Source organism: Streptomyces sp. NPDC004065 (assembly GCF_044903565.1).
GTDB lineage: Bacteria > Actinomycetota > Actinomycetes > Streptomycetales > Streptomycetaceae > Streptomyces.
The window spans coordinates 216,664-233,455 of sequence record NZ_JBJDQT010000001.1 but is presented as its reverse complement, the minus strand read 5'-3'; the positions used below and the strand labels follow the sequence as shown (position 1 = coordinate 233,455).

Here is a 16,792-nt window from a genome sequence, read left to right as displayed (position 1 = left end):
CACGCGTCGGGACCCGCACCCGTCCGGGCCCGTACCGCCCACCGCTCACCTCACCACCGCACCGCCCCCACCACCGCACCGCCCGCACCGCCCGCCTCCCCCCACACCGCACCGTTCGCACCGCTCACACCGCACCGCCGTACCGCCGCCCTCCGGCCCAGCGCCGCGCGACAGGTACTCGACACGAAAGGGGGATAGGACATATGTTCGCAATTATCGCGCCGGGCCAGGGTTCCCAGACCCCCGGCATGCTGGCCGGCTGGCTGCGCGACCCGGTGTACGCCGAGCGCGTACGGGCCTGGTCGGAGGCCGCGGACGTGGACCTGGTCCACCTCGGCACCCGGGCCCCGGCCGCCGAGATCGCCCGGACCGAGCACACCCAGCCCCTGCTGGTGGCCCAGGGCGTGCTGGCGCACGAGGCGCTGGCCCCGGCCGCGGCCGGCCGGACCGTGGTGGCGGCCGGCCACTCCGTCGGCGAACTCACCGCGGCCGTGTACGCCGGCGTCCTCACACCCGTGGACGCCGTACGGCTGGCGGCGATCCGCGGCCGTGCGATGGCCGCCGCCTGCGCCGAGGCGCCCACCTCGATGGCGGCCGTGGTCGGCGGGACCGAGGCCGAGGTGCTGGCCCGGATCGCCGGACTCGGCCTGACCGCCGCCACGTTCAACGGCCCCGGCCAGATCGTCGCCGCCGGGCTCACGGCGGACCTCGAACGGCTGGCCGCCGCGCCCCCGCCCGGCGCCACCGTCAAGCCGCTGGCGGTCGCCGGCGCCTTCCACACCCCGTACATGGAGTCCGCGCGGCAGGCCTTCGCCGCCGCGGCCGAGGCCACCCGCTTCGCACCGCCCCGCGGGCTGCTGCTGTCCAACGCGGACGGCGAGGTGCTCGCCACCCCCGAGGTGATCCGCCGCCGGCTGGTCGAGCAGGTGGTACGGCCGGTGCGCTGGAACCTGTGCCTGCTCGGCCTCGCCCGGCTCGCGCCCGGGCTGACCGTGTCCCTGCCCCCGGCCAAGACCCTCACCGCCATCCTCCGCCGCCAACACCCCGAGCTCGCCGTCCTGCCCGTGGGCTCCGCCCGCGACATCGGCAAGGTCCACGCCCGGCTCACCACCACCGCCCCGACCCTCGCCACCCCGACCGCCACCGCCCCGACTCACACCGCCCCGACCCTCGCCACCCCGACCGCCACCGCCCCGACTCACACCGCCCCGACCCCCGTCACTCCGACCGCCACCGCCCCGACCACCCCCGCTGCGGACACCGAGGCCCCGGCGGCCCCGGCCGCCCCGGCCGCCCGGAAGGAGGAACCCGCCCATGCCGGTGTCTGACCTCCTCGCCCACCGCCGCGCCGACCGCGGCGACCACCCGGCCGTCGTCGACTCCGACGGCCCCGTCACCTACCGCGAACTCGGCCTGGCCGTGGACCGGGCCGCCGGCTGGCTGCGCGCCCAGGGCGTCACGCCCGGGGACCGGGTCGTCCACGCCGGCGGCAACGACCGCTCGTTTCTCGCCCTCTTCTACGCCACCCTGCGCATCGGCGCGGTCTTCGTTCCCGTGCACCCCGGCCTGACGGACATCCAGCTCGACCACATCGTCGGCGACTGCTCCGCGGCCCTCGCCATCTGCCCGCCCGGCGCCGGCCGGCGGGCCCGGCGCACCGTCGAGCCGGCCCGCGCCTGGCAGGAGGTCCTCGGCACCCCCGCCGACGACTTCACGGCCCGCACCGGCGACGACGCCGTGGCCGTGCTGATCTACACCTCCGGCACCACCGGCCGCCCCAAGGGCGTGATCTGCCCGCACCGGCAGATGCTGGCCTCCCTGGACGCCATCAACGCCTGCCTCGGCTACCGCGCCGACGACGTGGTGCTGTGCCGGCTGCCCCTCTCCTTCGACTACGGCCTCTACCAGGCGCTGCTGTGCGCGCTGACCGGCGGCACCCTGGTGCTGGCCGAACGCGCCGGCGACGTCGGCCTGCTGCGGGTGATCGAACAGCACGGCGTGACCGTCGTCCCGCTGGTCCCCTCGCTCGCCCAGATCCTCACCCTGCTCCAGCGCAAGCACCGGCGGCCCACCCGGGTCCGGCTGTTCACCAACACCGGGGCCCGCCCGGGCCGCGCGGTGACCGCCGAACTCCTCGACGCCTTCCCCGGATCGGTCTTCGCCTCCATGTACGGCATGACCGAGTGCAAGCGCATCTCCATCCTGGACCCCGCCGAGTACGCCGCCCACCCCGACTCCGTGGGCCGGCCCATCCCCGGCGACCAGGTCCGCATCATCGGCCCCGACGGCACCACCCTGCCCCCGGGACAGACCGGCGAGATCGTCGTCCGGGGCGCCACCGTCATGGCCGGCTACTGGGGAGTGCCCCTGGAGGAGCAGCGGCGCTACGTCCGCCTGCCCGACGGCACGCTCGAACTGCGCACCGGCGACCAGGGCCGGCTCGACGAGGACGGCCGGCTCTACTTCACCGGCCGCGACGACGACATGATCAAACGGCGCGGCATCCGCCTCGGCCTCACCGAGATCGAGGACGCCGCCGAACGCATCCCCGGCGTGACCGCCGCGGTCGCCCTGCGCCCCGAACCCGAGGACGGACCGCTGCACCTGGCCGTGCAGTCCGCCCTCGCCCCGGAGGAGATCCGCGCCCACCTGGCCCTGCGGCTCGACCGGGCCCGGCTGCCCGACCGGATCACCCTCATCGACACCGTGCCGCTCACCAGGAACGGCAAGCCAGACCGCGCGGCCGCCCGGCGGCTGGTGGAGCCGCCGGCGCCGCACACCCCGACCTTCCCCTCCGACCCGACGAGGACCACCCATGAACCAGTCGCAGTCTGACCAGCCGGCCCAGTCGCAGTTCGACCAGCTCGTCGAGCGGGTCTGCGCCGTGACCGTCACCGACCCGGAGACCCCGCTCGTGGACCTCGGCGTCGACTCGCTGCACACCATCGCCCTGGTGATGGCGGTCGAGGAGCAGTACGGCATCGAGATCGACCCCGAGGTGATCGGCGACCCCTCGCTCACCTCCTCCGCCGGGCTGTGGCGCTCCGTCCAGGAACAGCTGGCCGCCGCGCTGCCGGCCAGAGCCGGGAGCTGACCGCCATGTGGACCGACATGCGCCCCGCGGTGGAGATGCCGCGGCTGTTCGAACGGGGCGGTGACGTCATCTCGTTCGCCGGCGGACTGCCCGACCTGGACGTCCTGCCCCTGGAGACGATCTCCGCCCAGCTCTCCCGGCTCGTCCGGCTCGGCGGCAGGCTCACCCTCCAGTACACGACCCCGCACGTGGCGGGCACCCTCGTCCCGGCCATCACCGACCTGATGGGCCGTGAGGGCACCACCGCCGAAGCCGCCCACCTGGTGCCCACCGGCGGCTCCCAGATGGGCCTGATGGCCGTGGGCCTCGGCCTCGCCGTGCCCGGCGAGACGGTCCTGGTGCAGACCCCCGCCTACCCGGGCGCCGCGGCGGCCTTCCGCACCGCCGGACTGACCCCGCACGCCGCGCCGGAGGACGCCGGCGGACTGGACCCGGCCGCGCTGCGGCGGACGGTCGCGGACCTGCGCGCCGCCGGCCGCACGGTACGGCTGCTGTACTGCAACCCCACCTTCCAGAACCCGACCGGCGCCACCCTGTCCGTGGCCCGCCGCCACGAACTGCTCACCGCGGCCCGCGAGCTGGACCTGCTGATCGTCGAGGACAACCCCTACGGGCTGCTCTCCTTCGACGGCACGACCACCACCGCCCTGCACGCCCTCGACCCCGAGCGCGTGGTGTACCTGGGCACCTTCTCCAAGGTCTTCGCGCCCGGCCTGCGCTGCGGCTGGATCGCGGCGCCCGAACCGGTCGCGCGGACCCTGCGCCGTACCACCGAGGTCATGGCCCTGTCGCCGTCCGCGCTGGCCCAGGCGGCGCTCGCCGCGTTCCACACCCGGGCCGGCTGGGACGACCTGCTCGACGCCTACCGCCGCAGCTACCGGGAGCGCTGCGCCCTGATGGCCGACGCGCTCGAGGCCGAACTGGGCACCGGGGGACCCTGGCAGTGGGAGCGGCCCGGAGGCGGCTTCTACCTCTGGCTGCGGCACCGCGACGGCGTGGACACCTCCCGCTTCGCCGCTGCCGCCGCCGAGCACGGGGTGTCCTACGTGCCCGGCAGCCACTTCGGCATCGACGGCGGGCACGCCGACGCACTGCGGCTGTGCTTCAGCAACGTGCCGCGCAAACGGATCGCCGAGGGCGTGACGCGTCTGGCCGCCGCGCTGTCCGCGCCCGCCTCCCCGCTGCGCGGAGCGGCCTGATGACCACGACACTGGACACCCGGCAGGGCCTCGACGGGTCGGCGTTCGCGCCGGCGTACCGGCTGGGCGACAGCCACTGGCAGGTGTGGGGAGTCGGCCTGCTGCGCAGCGCGGGCTTCCCGGTCTCCGGGCTGAAGCTGCTCGGCGGTGCGCGGGCGGCCCGCGCGGCGGCCCTGGCGGACACCGGCGACGCGGCCCGCGACGCCTTCCGCGCCGCCTACCGCGCCGACACCGACGCCGAGTCCGAGCGGCTCGCCCGCCTCGCCACCGACGACCGGGTGCGCACCGCCATCGCCTGGCAGAACCGCACCGTCTACCGCATCCTCGACTCGCTCGCCGCCCGCAAGGGCAAGGAGTCCAAACGCCGGCAGCGCGAACGCACCCTGGCCATGTACTGGCTGCGGTACTGCGCGAAGGCCGACACCATCGGCTTCTTCGGGCCCGGCGCGTGGATCTCCGTAGGGCAGCGGCGGCGCGCCCTGGACCTCAGCCACGGCCCCTCGCTCACCGCGGGCAGCCGTACCTTCTTCGAACGCTGGACGGTGGCCGCCCTCGCCGACTGGATGACGGCGCAGCCCGGCGCCCGCTGGTGGTTCCCGCCGGTGCTGCGGCCCGACGTCCACCTCGACGGCGACCGGCTCCTCCTGCCGGGCGGCCGCACCCTGCGGCTGCGCGAGGACGACGTGGCCGTGCTGCGCCTGGCCGACGGCGACCGCGGCGGCCAGGCCATCACCGACGAGCTGACGGCCACGGCCGGCTGGGAGGCGGCGACGGCCCGGCGGCGCGTGGAGAAGGTCCTCACCCGGCTGCTCGCCCAGCGGGTGCTGACCTGGGACGCCAACATCCCCGTCGACGTCCGCGCCGAGCAGGTGCTGCGGCGCCGGGTGGCCGGCATCGGCGACCCGGAGCTGTTCGTCCGCTGCGAGGCGGTCCTCACCGAACTGGACCGGCTGCGCGCGCAGATCGACCGCGCCGGCAGCGCCGAGGAACTGGTCGCGGCCCTGGACCGGCTCGACGACTTCTTCGTCACCACGACGGGACAGGCGGCCTCCCGCGAGGAGGGCAAGGCCTACGCCGGCCGCACGCTGTGCTACCAGGACAGCCTGCGCGACTGCCGCGTGGACCTCGGCGGGGACTTCCTCGACGCGATCGCCCGCCCGCTGGCCCTGGTCGCGGACGCGGCCGACTGGTTCGGCAACCGGCTCGCCGAGCTGGTGGAGACGGAGGTCGCCGCGCTCGTGCGCCGGGCCGCGGCCCGCCGCCCCGGCGGACAGGTCGCCCTCGCCGACGTGTGGCCGCAGGTGCTCGGCCTGTTCTGGGGCGAGCGGGCCACCCCCGTGCACACCGCCACCCGCGAACTGGCCGAGAAGTGGCGGCAGGTGCTCGACCTGGACCCGGCGGCCCCGGCCTCCCTGCCGGTGCGGCTGAGGACGGCGGACGTCGAGGGGCGGGCCCGCGCGGTCTTCGCCACCGGCCCGGTGCGCTCCCCGCACCTGGCCGTGCACAGCCCGGACCTCCAGGTGGTGGCCGCCTCCCCGGAGGCGTTCGACGCCGGCGCGTACACCGTCGTACTCGGCGAACTGCACGCCTGCCTCGCCACCCTGGACCTGCCCTTCCTCGACTGGACCTGCGACAGCGGCTCGCTGCGGGACAAGGTCAACGCGGCGATCGACGCGCCCCGGCTCGTGCCGCTGCTGCCGGTGGAGTGGAAGCGCAACAGCGGCCGCATGGTGCCCGCGCCGATCGGGGCGGGGGACCGGCTGATCGGGTTCACCCGGGCGCCCTACGACGACCGGACCCGCGTCGACCCGGCGGCGGCGATCACGCTCGCCGAGACGGACGGCACGGTCACCGCGACCACCCCCGACGGCCGCCGCTGGTCCCTCGCCGAGCTGCTCGCGGTGCCCGTCTCCATCATCGCCGCCGACGCCTTCAAGATCGGGCTCGACCGGGAGCACGCCCCGCGCGTGCTGCTGGACGACCTGGTCCTGTTCCGGGAGACCTGGCGGCTGCCGGTCGCCCAGATCGCCCTGCCGGACAAGGCCGACCGGGAGCGGGACTACCTCGCCGTACGCCGCTGGGTGAGCGAACACGCCCTGCCCGACCAGCTGTTCGTGAAGTTCCCCGAGGAGACCAAGCCGTCCCTCGTGGACTTCACCAGCCCGACCCTCGTGCTCTCCTTCGCCAACCTCGTCCGCACCGCGCGGCGCCTGGACCCCGGGGCCGCCGTGACGCTCGGCGAACCGCTGCCGGCCCCGGACGACTCCTGGCTGACCGACGCGGACGGCGAGCGCTACGTCAGCGAACTGCGGCTCCAGATCAGCAGAAAGGTGCCGGAATGACCGTCCTCGCCTCCGACGGGGCGGCAGTGGCGCTCGACGCCACCCGCTCCCGGGACCCCGACATCGTCGCCACCATCGGCTCCACCCCGCTCGTCGCCCTCGACCGGCTGTTCCCGCCCGCGCGGTTCCAGGTGTACGCCAAGTGCGAGCGCTTCAACCCGGGCGGCAGCATCAAGGACCGCGCCGCCAAGTCGATGATCGAGCACGCCATCAAGGCCGGCAAGCTCGTCCCCGGTGTCTCCACCGTCGTGGAGTCCTCCTCGGGCAACCTCGGCATCGCCCTCGCCCAGCTGTGCAACTTCTACCGGCTCAGCCTGATCTGCGTGGTCGACCCGCGCACCACCGCGCAGAACACCGCCATCATGCGGGCCTACGGCGCCAGGGTCGAGGTCGTCGACCGCGACCCGGCCACCGGCGAGTACCTGCCGGCCCGGATCGCCCGTGTCCGCGCCCTGCTGGAGAGCGTCCCGGACGCCTACTGGCCCAACCAGTACGCCAACGAGCACAACGCCCGCGCGCACCACCACACCATGCGCGAGATCTGCGAGGCGCTGCCGGGCGGCCCCGACTACCTGTTCCTGGCGGCCGGCACCACCGGCACGCTGCGCGGCTGCGCCGAGTACGCCCGCGAGCAGGGACTGGCCACCCGGGTCGTCGCGGTGGACGCGGTGGGCAGCGTGATCTTCGGCCCGCCGGAGCCGTGGGAGCGGGCGCACCGGCGCACCATCCCCGGGCACGGCGCCGCCGTCGTACCGCCGCTGCTGCGGCCGCACCTGGCCGACCGGGTCGTCAAGGTCACCGACCTCGACTGCGTGCGCGGCTGCCGCCGGCTGCTCGCCCAGGAGTCCATCCTCGCGGGCGGCTCCTCCGGCGCCGTGATCGCCGCGCTCGAGGGCGCCGCGGAGTGGCTGGAGCCGGGCGCCACCTGCGTGGCGGTGCTCCCGGACGGCGGCGACCGCTACCTCGACACGATCTACAGCGACGCCTGGGTCGAGAGCCGTTTCCAGGAATCCCACCCCCAGCCGGACCCCGACCACGAAAGGAGTGAGCCGTGAGGATCCTCGGACGGGACGACGTCGACGCCGCCCTGAAGGGTCTCGACCCCGTCGTCCTCGACGCCGTACGCACCGCCTACGTGCTGCACGGCCAGGGCCACTCGCAGGTGCCCTTCTCCAGCTTCCTGCGCCCGCCGGCCCCGGCCGGCTCCCGCATCATCTCCCTGCCCGCCTACCTGGGCGGCCCGGAGCCGGTGATGGGACTGAAGTGGATCTCGTCCTTCCCGGCGAACGTCGAGCGGGGCCTGCAGCGGGCCTCCTCGGTGCAGATCCTCAACGACCTGCACACCGGCTACCCGACGGCCCTGATGGAGGGCAGCCGTATCTCCGCCTCGCGCACCGCCGCGAGCGCCGCCCTCGCCGCCGGCGCCCTGCACGGCGGGCGGCGGGTGCGCACCGCCGGCCTGATCGGCTGCGGCACGATCAACCAGCGGGTCCTCGCCTTCCTCACCCTGACCCACCCGGAGCTGGAGACGGTCGTGCTCCAGGACGTCGTGCCGGGCCGCGCCGACGTCCTCGCCGCCGAACTGGAGTCCGAGTACCCGAGGATCGCCTTCCGCGCCGGAGACGTCGGCGACGCGCTCGCCGCCGAGACGGTGTCCATCGCGACCACCGACTCCACGTACTGGCTGGACCTGGCCGGGTACCCCGCCCGGCCCGCCGGCCAGGTGATCCTGCACCTGTCGCTGCGCGACCTGAGCACGGCCTCCGTGCTCCAGGCGTACAACGTGGTCGACGACATCGAGCACGCCGTACGCGAGCAGACCTCCCTGCACAAGGCCGAACAGGAGGCCGGGCACCGGGAGTTCGTGCACGCGGAGATCGCGTCCGTGCTCGGCTGCACCGAGCCGCCGGCCACCGGCCGCACCGTCGTCTTCTCGCCGTTCGGCCTGGGCGTCCTGGACCTCGCGGTCGCGCAGGCGGTCCTGCGGGCCGCCACCGAGGCCGGCCTGGGCACCGAGGCCGCGGGCTTCGACCCGGGCAGCCACCGGGTGACCGCCGCCTTGCTGGGAGGTGCGGCGTGAGCACGCCGGGAACCCTGTTCGCCCCGGGCACCAAGGCCCTGGTCACCGGCGCCTCCCGCGGCATCGGCGCGGCGATCGCGCTGACGCTCGCGGAGCACGGCTGCGACGTCGCCCTCAACTACCGCTCCAACGACACCAAGGCCGAGGAGGTCGCCGAGCGGATCCGCGCCCTGGGCCGCGAGGCCCTGCCGCTGCGGGCCGACATCTCCGACGAGGCCCAGGTGGCCGCCATGTACAAGGAGCTCAAGGCGGCCTGGCGCTCCCTGGACGTCGCCGTCCTCAACTCCGGCGTGACCGCCGACGGCCATCTGGCCGCCATGAGCGGCGCCAAGTGGCAGGAGGTCATCGGCACCAACCTGACCGGCACCTTCTACACCGCCCGCGAGGCGACCAAGCAGATGTACGCGAGCGGCGGCGCGATCGTCCTCATCGCCTCCACCAGCGGCATCGCGGGCCGGGCCGGCCAGGCCAACTACGCGGCCAGCAAGGGCGGCGTGATCTCCCTGGCCAAGACCCTGTCGTACGAGGTCGCCCCGCGCGGCATCCGCGTCAACGTGGTCGCGCCGGGCTTCATCGACACCGACATGGTCAAGAAGGTGCCGCCGGCGCAGATGAAGGAGGCCCTCCAGGCGATCCCCATGGGCCGCATGGGCACGCCCGCCGAGGTCGCCCAGGCCGCCGCCTTCCTGGCCAGCCCCGCCGCGTCCTACATCACCGGCAAGGTGCTCACCGTCGACGGCGGGATGATCCCCAACTAGCCACGCACTTCCCTGCCTGACGATGTGTCACCTCGCCGTCTTCTCTCTCACCCACTCGTCGAAAGGAACACCCATGTCCACCGCCACCTACGAGGACATCCGCAGCCAGGCCGAAGCGCGCCTGGAGAAGAACATGAAGGTCAAGTCGATGATCATCGACCGGCTCGGGCTGGACGTGGAGCCGGCCGTCGTCTCCGACAACCAGCCGCTGTTCGGCCGCGGCCTGGAGATGGACTCGCTGGACACCCTCGAGATCGTCGTCATGGTCAACAACGAGTACGACGTGCTGATCAGCGACGACGACTTCGAGGCCTTCGGCTCCATCAACGCCCTGGTCGACTTCGTCGAAGCCCGCGAGGTGTGAGCATGACGGTCACCCCCGATGCCCCGGCCCGGGCCGCGAAGAAGAAGCTGAGCTACTCCTCGGACGACATCAAGCGGATGCTGCCGCACCGCTGGCCCATGCTGATGATCGACCGCGCCTACGACGTCGTGCCCGGCGTGTCCGGCCGCGGGGTGAAGAGCGTCTCGGTCAACGAGCCCTTCTTCGCCGGCCACTACCCCGACCACTCGATCATGCCCGGCGTGATGATCGTCGAGGCCATGGCCCAGCTGGTGGCCGTGGTGTACGTGGCCGAACTGCTGGAGTCCCCCGAGCCGTCCGGCGACGCCGACCCCGCGCGGAGCGTCGGCTACCTCGGCTCCATCAGCTCCATGAAGTTCTCCCGGCTGGTGGTCCCCGGCGACCAGCTCACCCTCGACGCCAAGCTCGGCCAGCGCCTGGGCGGCCTGCGGCAGGTCCAGGTGCGGGCCAGTGCCGGCGGTGAACTGGCCGCCGCCGGCTCGCTCATCGTCACCACGGGCCGCAAGTCCTAGCCGCCGCCCGCAATCCCGTACGCACCCAGCAGAAGGAGGTGTGGAATGTCCATCACGATCCGCCCGTACGAGCAGGGCGACGCGCACGACATCGCGGAGCTCTACAACCGCCACCGCGACAACCCCAACCCGGTGGCCGGCGGCATCACCGGGGACGAACTGCGGCGCGAACTGGCCGAGCGGGACACCGCGACGTTCCTGGTGGCGGTCGACGGCGGGCGTGTGGTGGGCACCTTCGGCCTGTTCCACAACACCGGCCGGCGCTCCGCCCGCGCCGGGGAGCTCATCGCCGACATGTTCTTCGTCGCCCCCGCCTACCGCAACGGCGTGATCACCGGACGGCTGTTCACCGAGGCCGTGGAGTGGATGGTGCGCTCCGGCTGCCTCGTGCTGCGGCTCACCGTCAACCCGGCCAACACCGTGGCGTTCCGGCTGTACCGGCGCGTGGGCTGCGTCTCCGTCGGGCAGACCGTGCCCGGCGAGGACGGCAACGTCGAACTGCACAACTACATCCCGCTGATCCTGCGCAGCGTCTTCGCCGACCTCGGGCCGGAGGTCAGGGCGGCCCTCGGGGGGCTCAACAGCTTCGGCACCGTCACCGAGTCGCGCGACGACGAACTGCGCTCCGACGTCCGCGTGGTCGACGGCGTCCGCACGGTCGACTACTGCCTGGCGGTGGGGGAGTTCCGGCTCACCGCAAGCGTCGACGTCGACCGGGGCGCCGTACGGCGGGCGGAGCTGGCCGGGCCCGGCGGCGACAGCCGCGAGCTGCGGGTGGCCGAACCGCCGTACCGGATCCGGGCCGCGCGCCGGCCGGCGCCGCACCGGTTCGCCTCCGGCGGCCTGGCGGTCGAGGTGGACGGCGACGAGGGCACCGTTCGGGTGCTGGCCGACGGCCACCACGGTCCGGTGTTCGTCTCCACCTGGCCCGCCTGCCGCGCCGACCGCCCGGCCGGCTGGCGCGAGGGCGAGCCCCGCGACCTGGAGCTGGTCCCCGTGCCCGGCGGGGTGCGGATCACCGAGCGGTGCGGCGAGGACGAGGTCGTCGGCACGGTCACCCTCGACGGGGGTGTGCTGAGCCAGGACTTCGCCTTCACCCGCCGCCCCGGCCGCCTCTTCCAGACGGTCGGCCTCCGCCAGGGCACCCTCGCCCTGGACGGGGAGGAGCCCGGGCCCCTCGGCCTCGGCCTCGGCGTCCGCGACGCCTCCGAGGTGGTCGCCGCCGCACGGGTTCTCCCGCCCGGCAGCGAGCCGGCCTGGACGGGCACCGGGTGGACCGTCCGGACGCCGGTGCGCGAACCGGTCCGGCTGATCCACAGCGGGCTGCTGGAACGCGGCCTCGAACCCGGCCCGGACGGCGTGGCCCGGCTGCGCACCGAGTTCCACCGCCGCACCGCCCCCGGAGGACGTACGGCGCCGGCGGTACGGCCCCTCGAAGGCCCCCGCCGCGTCCAGCTGGACGCCGCCGCGGCCGGCGTCACCTCCTGGAAGGAGGGCATGGTCAAGGTCCTGCGCAGTCCCCACCCGCGCGTCCGGGCGTTCGGCAACAACCCCCGCTGGAGCGCGGGCCTGTGGGTCACCGCGGAGCCTGCCCGGCACAGCCGCGCCACCGGCCTCGGCTGGGGGGTGCGTTCCACCGGCGCCTGGGAGCACAAGCACCCGCTCGGCCTGTACGGGCCGCAGGAGGGGATCGCCTGGGAGCTCGACGCGCCCGGCGACACCGCCGCACCCGTCCGGGTCGCCCTCTCCTCGCCCGCCGGCGTGGCGGAGGAGGAGACGGTCCTCTGGCTCACCCCGCACACCGCCCGCCGCACCACCGTCGCCGTCGACTCCGCCGGCAGCCGGTGGGAGCTGGACTCCGCGGACTTCCGGCAGCTCTGGGCCGCGGCGGCCGCCGTCCGGCTCGCCGACGGCAGCTGGCTGACCTGCCGGCCCGCGGTCCCCGCCGCCGAGGCGGAGATCGTCCTGCGCACCACCCCGTCCGGCCTGCTCGTCGGCTGCGTGGCACCGGCGGGCGGGGACACCGCCTGGCACCTGTCCGTGGGCCACGCACCGGGCGTGTGACCGCCGCACATGGAGCTCCGGCACACGGTGCCCGGGCACATGGCACCCAGGTACACGGTGCCCCGGCACACCGCGCCGAAGCGCGCGGCACATCCGTCACGACGCACATACCGCACCCATACCGCGACACCTACCGAAAGGACCTCGTCACCATGACCACCGCCCCGCTCCGCACCGAGACGGACGACTACACCACCGTCCGCACCACCGTCGGCGCCTACCGGATCACCGCGCCCCTGGTCCGCGTCACCGGAGACGAGCGGATCACCTTCCTCGACCGCTTCCTGGCCAAGTCCGGCGAGTTCGTCGAGCCGGACACCGTCCGCGAGGCGCTCGCGCTGAACGCCGACGGCACCCCCTTCGCGATCCTGCTGCACTTCGAGATCGGCGACGACGCCTGGCTGCTGCCCCGCACCGCCGTGACCGCGGACGAACTGCGCGGCTACTTCGCCGAGCTGGAGGTCCCGGAGGACGTCACCGTCGAGGTCGAGCCGGAGGGCTGGGGCGCCGGCGCCTTCGAGGGCCCCACCGCCTGGTCCGTGGCCGCCGGCTTCGTGGACTTCGACATCTCCGGGCTGACCCTGCACGCCGTCACCGAGGCCGCGCTGCCCGGCGAGCCGGCCGCCCTGGCCCACCTGGCCCGCGTCGGCACCACCGGGGAGTACGGCTACCTGCTGCTGAGCAACGCCCCCGGCGCCGCCCATGAGGCCGTCCTGGCCGCCGTCGCCGAGCAGGGCGGGGCGCCGGTCGGTCCCGAGGGCCTGGCCCGTGTGCAGGCAGAGGCCGGCATGGCGGTCTACGCGGCCGGCTTCGCCGGACTGACGGTGAACGAGGCCGACCTGTCCTGGATGATCGACTGGAACCGCGTCGGCGAGTTCCACGGCTCCGACGGCCTGGAGCAGCCGACCACCGGCACCGCCCGGCTGGGGGCGCTGGCCGCCCCCGCCGAGAGCCGGTTCGCCGCCGGCGCGAAGGTCACCGCCGCCGGGCAGGCCGTCGGCACCGTGCTGTGGCAGGCGCCCTCCGCCAACCCGGAGGAGGAGCTGGTCCTCGCCCTGCTGGACGCCCCCTTCTGGGTCCCGGGCCTGGAGCTGGCGGCCGGCGACGAGCAGGGCGCCGAGCGTCCGCTGCGCACGGTCACCCTGCCCCGCGTCATCGCCCGCTCGCTCACCACGAGGATCTCCTGATGACCACACCGAGAATCGCCCTCACCGGCCTGGGGCTGATCACCGGGGCCGGGGACGACGCCGAGAAGGGCTGGTCGTCCATCACCACCGGCACCTCGGGCATCCGCACCAACACCCTCTTCGACACCTCCGAGCTGCTGACCGAGTGGGCGGGCATGGTCACCGCCGAGCAGCCCGCCGGCCTCGACCGCTGCTACGCACTGGCCGCCACCGCCATCCGCGAGGCCCTGCGCACCAGCGGCCTGGACCTCGACGCCGTCGACCGCGACCGGGTCGCGGTGGTGGTCGGCTCCAGCCTCGGCGCCATGCCGACGCTGGAGGGCGTGCACGCCGGCCTGGTCCACGAGGGCAGGCTGGACGCCGAGGCCGCGGCGGCCTCCCAGCTGCCCTGCGTCGGCGACTACATCGCCGCCGAGTTCGACCTGCGCGGCCCGCGCGTGGTCCTCTCCAACGCCTGCGCCGCCAGCGCAGTCGCCCTCGGCTACGCGGCCGAGCTGCTGTGGAAGCAGGACGTCGACTACGTCATCTGCGGCGGCGTGGACCCGCTGGCCTCCCTGTCGGCGTACGGCTTCAGCGCGCTGGGCGCGCTGGACGGCGAGCCCTGCTCGCCGATGTCGGCCTCCAGCGGGCTGACCCTCGGCGAGGGCGCCGGGTTCATGGTCCTGGAATCGGCGGAGCGGGCCGCCGCGCGCGGCGCCCGGGCGCTGGCCGAGCTGGGCGGGTACGGCCTGTCCTGCGACGGCTACCACCAGACCGCCCCCGACCCCAGCGGCAAGGGCGCCTGCGCCGCCATGGCACAGGCGCTGCGCACGGCCGGATACGGCCCCGAGGACGTCGACTACCTCAATCTGCACGGCACCGGCACCCCGGCCAACGACGCCTCCGAACCCAAGGCGGTCAAGCTGCTGTTCGGCTCGTCCGTGCCGCCCGCCAGCTCCACCAAGTCGATCATCGGCCACACCCTCGGCGCGGCCGGCGCGGTGGAGGCGGTCGTCAGCACCCTGGCGATCGACCGCGGGACGCTGCCGCCGACCATCAACACCAGGGGCGTGGAGCAGCCGTTCGGCCTGGACATCGTCCCGGACACCGGACGCCCGGCCTCCCCCGACGTGGTGCTGTCCAACTCCTTCGCCTTCGGCGGCAACAACGCCTCCGTGGTGCTCAACCGGCCGGGCCGGCCCGGCTCGGCCCGCCGCCGCACCGAGTCCGTGCACGACGTGGTGGTGACCGGCGCGGCGGGCCTGGCGGGCGCCGCCCGCGACACCGCCGGCCTGCTCGCCGCCCTGGCCGAGGAACGACCCTGCTTCACCGGCAGCGAGCACGTCGAGGGCATCGGGCCGGTGCCCGTCGGCCGGATCGACGTCCGGGCCGCCGCCCGGGGCATCAACCCCAGCCGCGCCCGCCGCATGGACCCGCTCAGCCTGCTCGCCGCCGCCGCCGTCGCCGACCTGTACGGCCGGCACGGCAAGCCCACCCGGGCCGAGGCCGAGGGCACCGGCATCGTCTTCGCCACCGGCTACGGCCCGGTCACCTCGGTCCTCCAGTTCCACAAGGGCGTCCTGCGGCAGGGCATCAACGGCGCCAACCCCGCCCTGTTCGCCAACACGGTCGTCAACGCCGCCGCCGGGCACGTGGCGATGCTGCACCGCTACCGCGGCTACACCGCCACCATCGCCAACGGCGGCACCAGCTCGGTGCTGGCGCTGCAGCTGGCCGCCCGCGTCATCGCGCGCGGCGCCGCCGACCGGATCATGGTCGTGATCGCCGACGAGTTCCCCGAGCAGGCCCTGGCCACCCAGGCCGGGCTCCCCGGCTACGCCCGCGACGCGAGGGTGGTCCCCGGCGGCCGTACCGGCATGGTGCTCAGCGAGGGCGCCGCGGCGATCCTGCTGGAGAGCCGGGAGTCGGCCGCCGCCCGGGGCGCGGACGTCCTCGCCCGCGTCCGCGGCTACGGCGCCTCCGGCGAACCGGCCGGCATCGGCCGCCTCGGCCGGGACGGCGAGGCCTGGGCGCGTGCGCTGCGCGCGGCGATGGCCGAGGCCGGGACCGGCCCCGACGGGATCGACACCGTGGTGTCCGCGGCCTCCGGCTACAGCCTGGTGGACCTCGCCCAGTCCCGCGCCCTGCGCCTGGCCGGCCTCGACGGCCGCCCCGTGCTCGCGCCGAAGGCGCTGCTGGGGGAGACCTACGGCAGCGCGGGCGCCCTCGGCCTGGTCGCCGCGCTCGGCGACGGCCGGCCGCTCGGCCGGCTGCTGCTGTCCAGCTTCGCCTACGGCGGCTCGTACGCGGCGGCCGTGTTCGACACGGAGGCGTGATGGGCGGCCTGAGGGGACTCCTGCTCGGCGCCGGCACGGTGACGCCGCCCCGCACGGCGGCCGGCACCGGGGCCGCTCGCCCCGCGCGACGCCGCGAACCCCACCCGCCGGCCGAGCAACCGCCCCTGGCCACCCCGCCCTTGGGCGGCCCGGGCCAGGTCGCCGGCGAGGGTGCTGCCGGTGGCTTGGCCGTGGGTGGTGCGGTTGCGGGTGAGGGGGTTGCCGGCGGCCTGCCTCCGGCTGGTGCGGCCGCGGGGGAGGGGGCCGTCGGTGGCCGACCCGGCGACGGCTCGGGCCTCGGCGGCCCGGCTGCCGACGACCGGGCCCTGGCCGGCCCGGCCCCCGACGGCCCCGCCGCCGGCCCTCGGCCCGCCGGCGGCCCCGTCACCGGCGATGGGGCCCTCGGTGGTCCCACCCGCGGTGAGCGGGTTCTCGGCGGTTCCGCCGCCGAGCCTCGGGCGCACGGCACTCGGTCCTCCGGCGGGCCTGCCGCCGGCGCTGGGGCCGGCGGCGATCGAGCCGGTGGTCCGGCACATGGTGACCGGATCCCCGGCGCCACCGGCGACCGAACCCGCGGTGACCGGACCTCCGGCGGTCCCGCCGCCGGCGATGGGGCCCTCGGTGGTCCCAATGGCGGTGACCGGGCCCTCGGTGGTCCCACCCGCGGTGACCGGGCTCTCGGCGGTCCCGTCGCCGAGGCTCGGGCGCACGGCACTCGGTCCTCCGGCGGGCCTGCCGCCGGCGCTGGGGCCTGCGGCGATCGAGCCGGTGGTCCGGCACTCGGTGACCGGATCCCCGGCGCCACCGGCGACCGAACCCGCGGTGACCGGACCTCCGGCGGTCCCGCCGCCGGCGATGGGGCCCTCGGTGGTCCCAA

At 75.1% G+C, this 16,792-nt stretch carries 13 protein-coding genes and 1 pseudogene; 13 read left to right on the top strand and 1 reads right to left on the bottom strand.

The genetic code is table 11. The features are described from left to right. Positions 1 to 203: 203 nt before the first annotated feature. The 13 genes from ACI2LW_RS01040 to ACI2LW_RS00980 all read left to right on the top strand — a co-directional run bounded on the left by ACI2LW_RS01040 (position 204) and on the right by ACI2LW_RS00980 (position 15,915). Positions 204 to 1,328, top strand: coding sequence for an ACP S-malonyltransferase (locus ACI2LW_RS01040; RefSeq protein ID WP_404728994.1), 1,125 nt, complete (start codon positions 204 to 206; stop codon positions 1,326 to 1,328). Further along, on the top strand, positions 1,315 to 2,835 hold the full coding sequence (locus ACI2LW_RS01035; RefSeq protein ID WP_404728993.1) for a class I adenylate-forming enzyme family protein: 1,521 nt from the start codon (positions 1,315 to 1,317) through the stop codon (positions 2,833 to 2,835). Before ACI2LW_RS01040 ends, ACI2LW_RS01035 begins: the two co-directional genes overlap by 14 nt. Continuing rightward, positions 2,816 to 3,094: an acyl carrier protein gene (locus ACI2LW_RS01030; RefSeq protein ID WP_404728992.1), complete on the top strand. Its 279-nt coding sequence runs from the start codon at positions 2,816 to 2,818 to the stop codon at positions 3,092 to 3,094. The genes ACI2LW_RS01035 and ACI2LW_RS01030 overlap by 20 nt, the downstream gene beginning before the upstream one ends. A 5-nt stretch (positions 3,095 to 3,099) precedes the next feature. Beyond that, positions 3,100 to 4,293 (top strand): PLP-dependent aminotransferase family protein, encoded by a 1,194-nt coding sequence (locus tag ACI2LW_RS01025; RefSeq protein WP_404728991.1) that lies wholly within the window; start codon positions 3,100 to 3,102, stop codon positions 4,291 to 4,293. Further along, a complete protein-coding gene (locus tag ACI2LW_RS01020; RefSeq protein WP_404728990.1) occupies positions 4,293 to 6,635 on the top strand; it encodes a lantibiotic dehydratase in 2,343 nt (780 codons plus the stop codon). The genes ACI2LW_RS01025 and ACI2LW_RS01020 overlap by 1 nt, the downstream gene beginning before the upstream one ends. Continuing rightward, entirely contained in the window at positions 6,632 to 7,690 is a 1,059-nt protein-coding gene (sbnA, locus tag ACI2LW_RS01015; protein WP_404728989.1) for a 2,3-diaminopropionate biosynthesis protein SbnA, read from the top strand. The genes ACI2LW_RS01020 and sbnA overlap by 4 nt, the downstream gene beginning before the upstream one ends. Beyond that, positions 7,687 to 8,715, top strand: a complete 1,029-nt coding sequence (sbnB, locus tag ACI2LW_RS01010; RefSeq protein WP_404728988.1) for a 2,3-diaminopropionate biosynthesis protein SbnB — start codon at positions 7,687 to 7,689, stop codon at positions 8,713 to 8,715. Before sbnA ends, sbnB begins: the two co-directional genes overlap by 4 nt. Then, positions 8,712 to 9,473 (top strand): 3-oxoacyl-ACP reductase FabG, encoded by a 762-nt coding sequence (fabG, locus tag ACI2LW_RS01005; RefSeq protein WP_404728987.1) that lies wholly within the window; start codon positions 8,712 to 8,714, stop codon positions 9,471 to 9,473. Before sbnB ends, fabG begins: the two co-directional genes overlap by 4 nt. A 73-nt stretch (positions 9,474 to 9,546) precedes the next feature. Then, a complete protein-coding gene (locus tag ACI2LW_RS01000; protein ID WP_247464076.1) occupies positions 9,547 to 9,837 on the top strand; it encodes a phosphopantetheine-binding protein in 291 nt (96 codons plus the stop codon). 2 nt (positions 9,838 to 9,839) lie between these two features. After that, entirely contained in the window at positions 9,840 to 10,349 is a 510-nt protein-coding gene (gene fabZ / locus ACI2LW_RS00995; protein WP_404728986.1) for a 3-hydroxyacyl-ACP dehydratase FabZ, read from the top strand. Positions 10,350 to 10,394: 45 nt separating this feature from the next. Next, positions 10,395 to 12,413, top strand: coding sequence for a GNAT family N-acetyltransferase (locus ACI2LW_RS00990; protein ID WP_404728985.1), 2,019 nt, complete (start codon positions 10,395 to 10,397; stop codon positions 12,411 to 12,413). 152 nt (positions 12,414 to 12,565) lie between these two features. Beyond that, positions 12,566 to 13,600, top strand: coding sequence for an aminomethyl transferase family protein (locus ACI2LW_RS00985; protein ID WP_404728984.1), 1,035 nt, complete (start codon positions 12,566 to 12,568; stop codon positions 13,598 to 13,600). Continuing rightward, the gene (locus ACI2LW_RS00980; RefSeq protein ID WP_404728983.1) at positions 13,600 to 15,915 is read left to right on the top strand and encodes a beta-ketoacyl synthase N-terminal-like domain-containing protein; all 2,316 of its coding nucleotides are present in this window, start codon (positions 13,600 to 13,602) and stop codon (positions 15,913 to 15,915) included. Before ACI2LW_RS00985 ends, ACI2LW_RS00980 begins: the two co-directional genes overlap by 1 nt. On the opposite strand, the pseudogene ACI2LW_RS00975 reads toward ACI2LW_RS00980, so the two are convergent. Next, positions 15,870 to 16,792, bottom strand: a pseudogene (locus ACI2LW_RS00975) (hypothetical protein); the annotation flags it as partial. The gene ACI2LW_RS00980 and the pseudogene ACI2LW_RS00975 overlap by 46 nt on opposite strands.

What these genes read in the sequence shown, in the direction of transcription:
- ACI2LW_RS01040 (WP_404728994.1), top strand. Translation starts at nt 204, where the DNA reads ATGTTCGCAATTATCGCGCCGGGCCAGGGTTCCCAGACCCCCGGCATG.
- ACI2LW_RS00980 (WP_404728983.1), top strand. Translation starts at nt 13,600, where the DNA reads ATGACCACACCGAGAATCGCCCTCACCGGCCTGGGGCTGATCACCGGG.
- fabZ (WP_404728986.1), top strand. Translation starts at nt 9,840, where the DNA reads ATGACGGTCACCCCCGATGCCCCGGCCCGGGCCGCGAAGAAGAAGCTG.
- ACI2LW_RS00985 (WP_404728984.1), top strand. Translation starts at nt 12,566, where the DNA reads ATGACCACCGCCCCGCTCCGCACCGAGACGGACGACTACACCACCGTC.
- sbnA (WP_404728989.1), top strand. Translation starts at nt 6,632, where the DNA reads ATGACCGTCCTCGCCTCCGACGGGGCGGCAGTGGCGCTCGACGCCACC.
- ACI2LW_RS01035 (WP_404728993.1), top strand. Translation starts at nt 1,315, where the DNA reads ATGCCGGTGTCTGACCTCCTCGCCCACCGCCGCGCCGACCGCGGCGAC.
- ACI2LW_RS01020 (WP_404728990.1), top strand. Translation starts at nt 4,293, where the DNA reads ATGACCACGACACTGGACACCCGGCAGGGCCTCGACGGGTCGGCGTTC.
- ACI2LW_RS01030 (WP_404728992.1), top strand. Translation starts at nt 2,816, where the DNA reads ATGAACCAGTCGCAGTCTGACCAGCCGGCCCAGTCGCAGTTCGACCAG.
- ACI2LW_RS01000 (WP_247464076.1), top strand. Translation starts at nt 9,547, where the DNA reads ATGTCCACCGCCACCTACGAGGACATCCGCAGCCAGGCCGAAGCGCGC.
- ACI2LW_RS01025 (WP_404728991.1), top strand. Translation starts at nt 3,100, where the DNA reads ATGTGGACCGACATGCGCCCCGCGGTGGAGATGCCGCGGCTGTTCGAA.
- ACI2LW_RS00990 (WP_404728985.1), top strand. Translation starts at nt 10,395, where the DNA reads ATGTCCATCACGATCCGCCCGTACGAGCAGGGCGACGCGCACGACATC.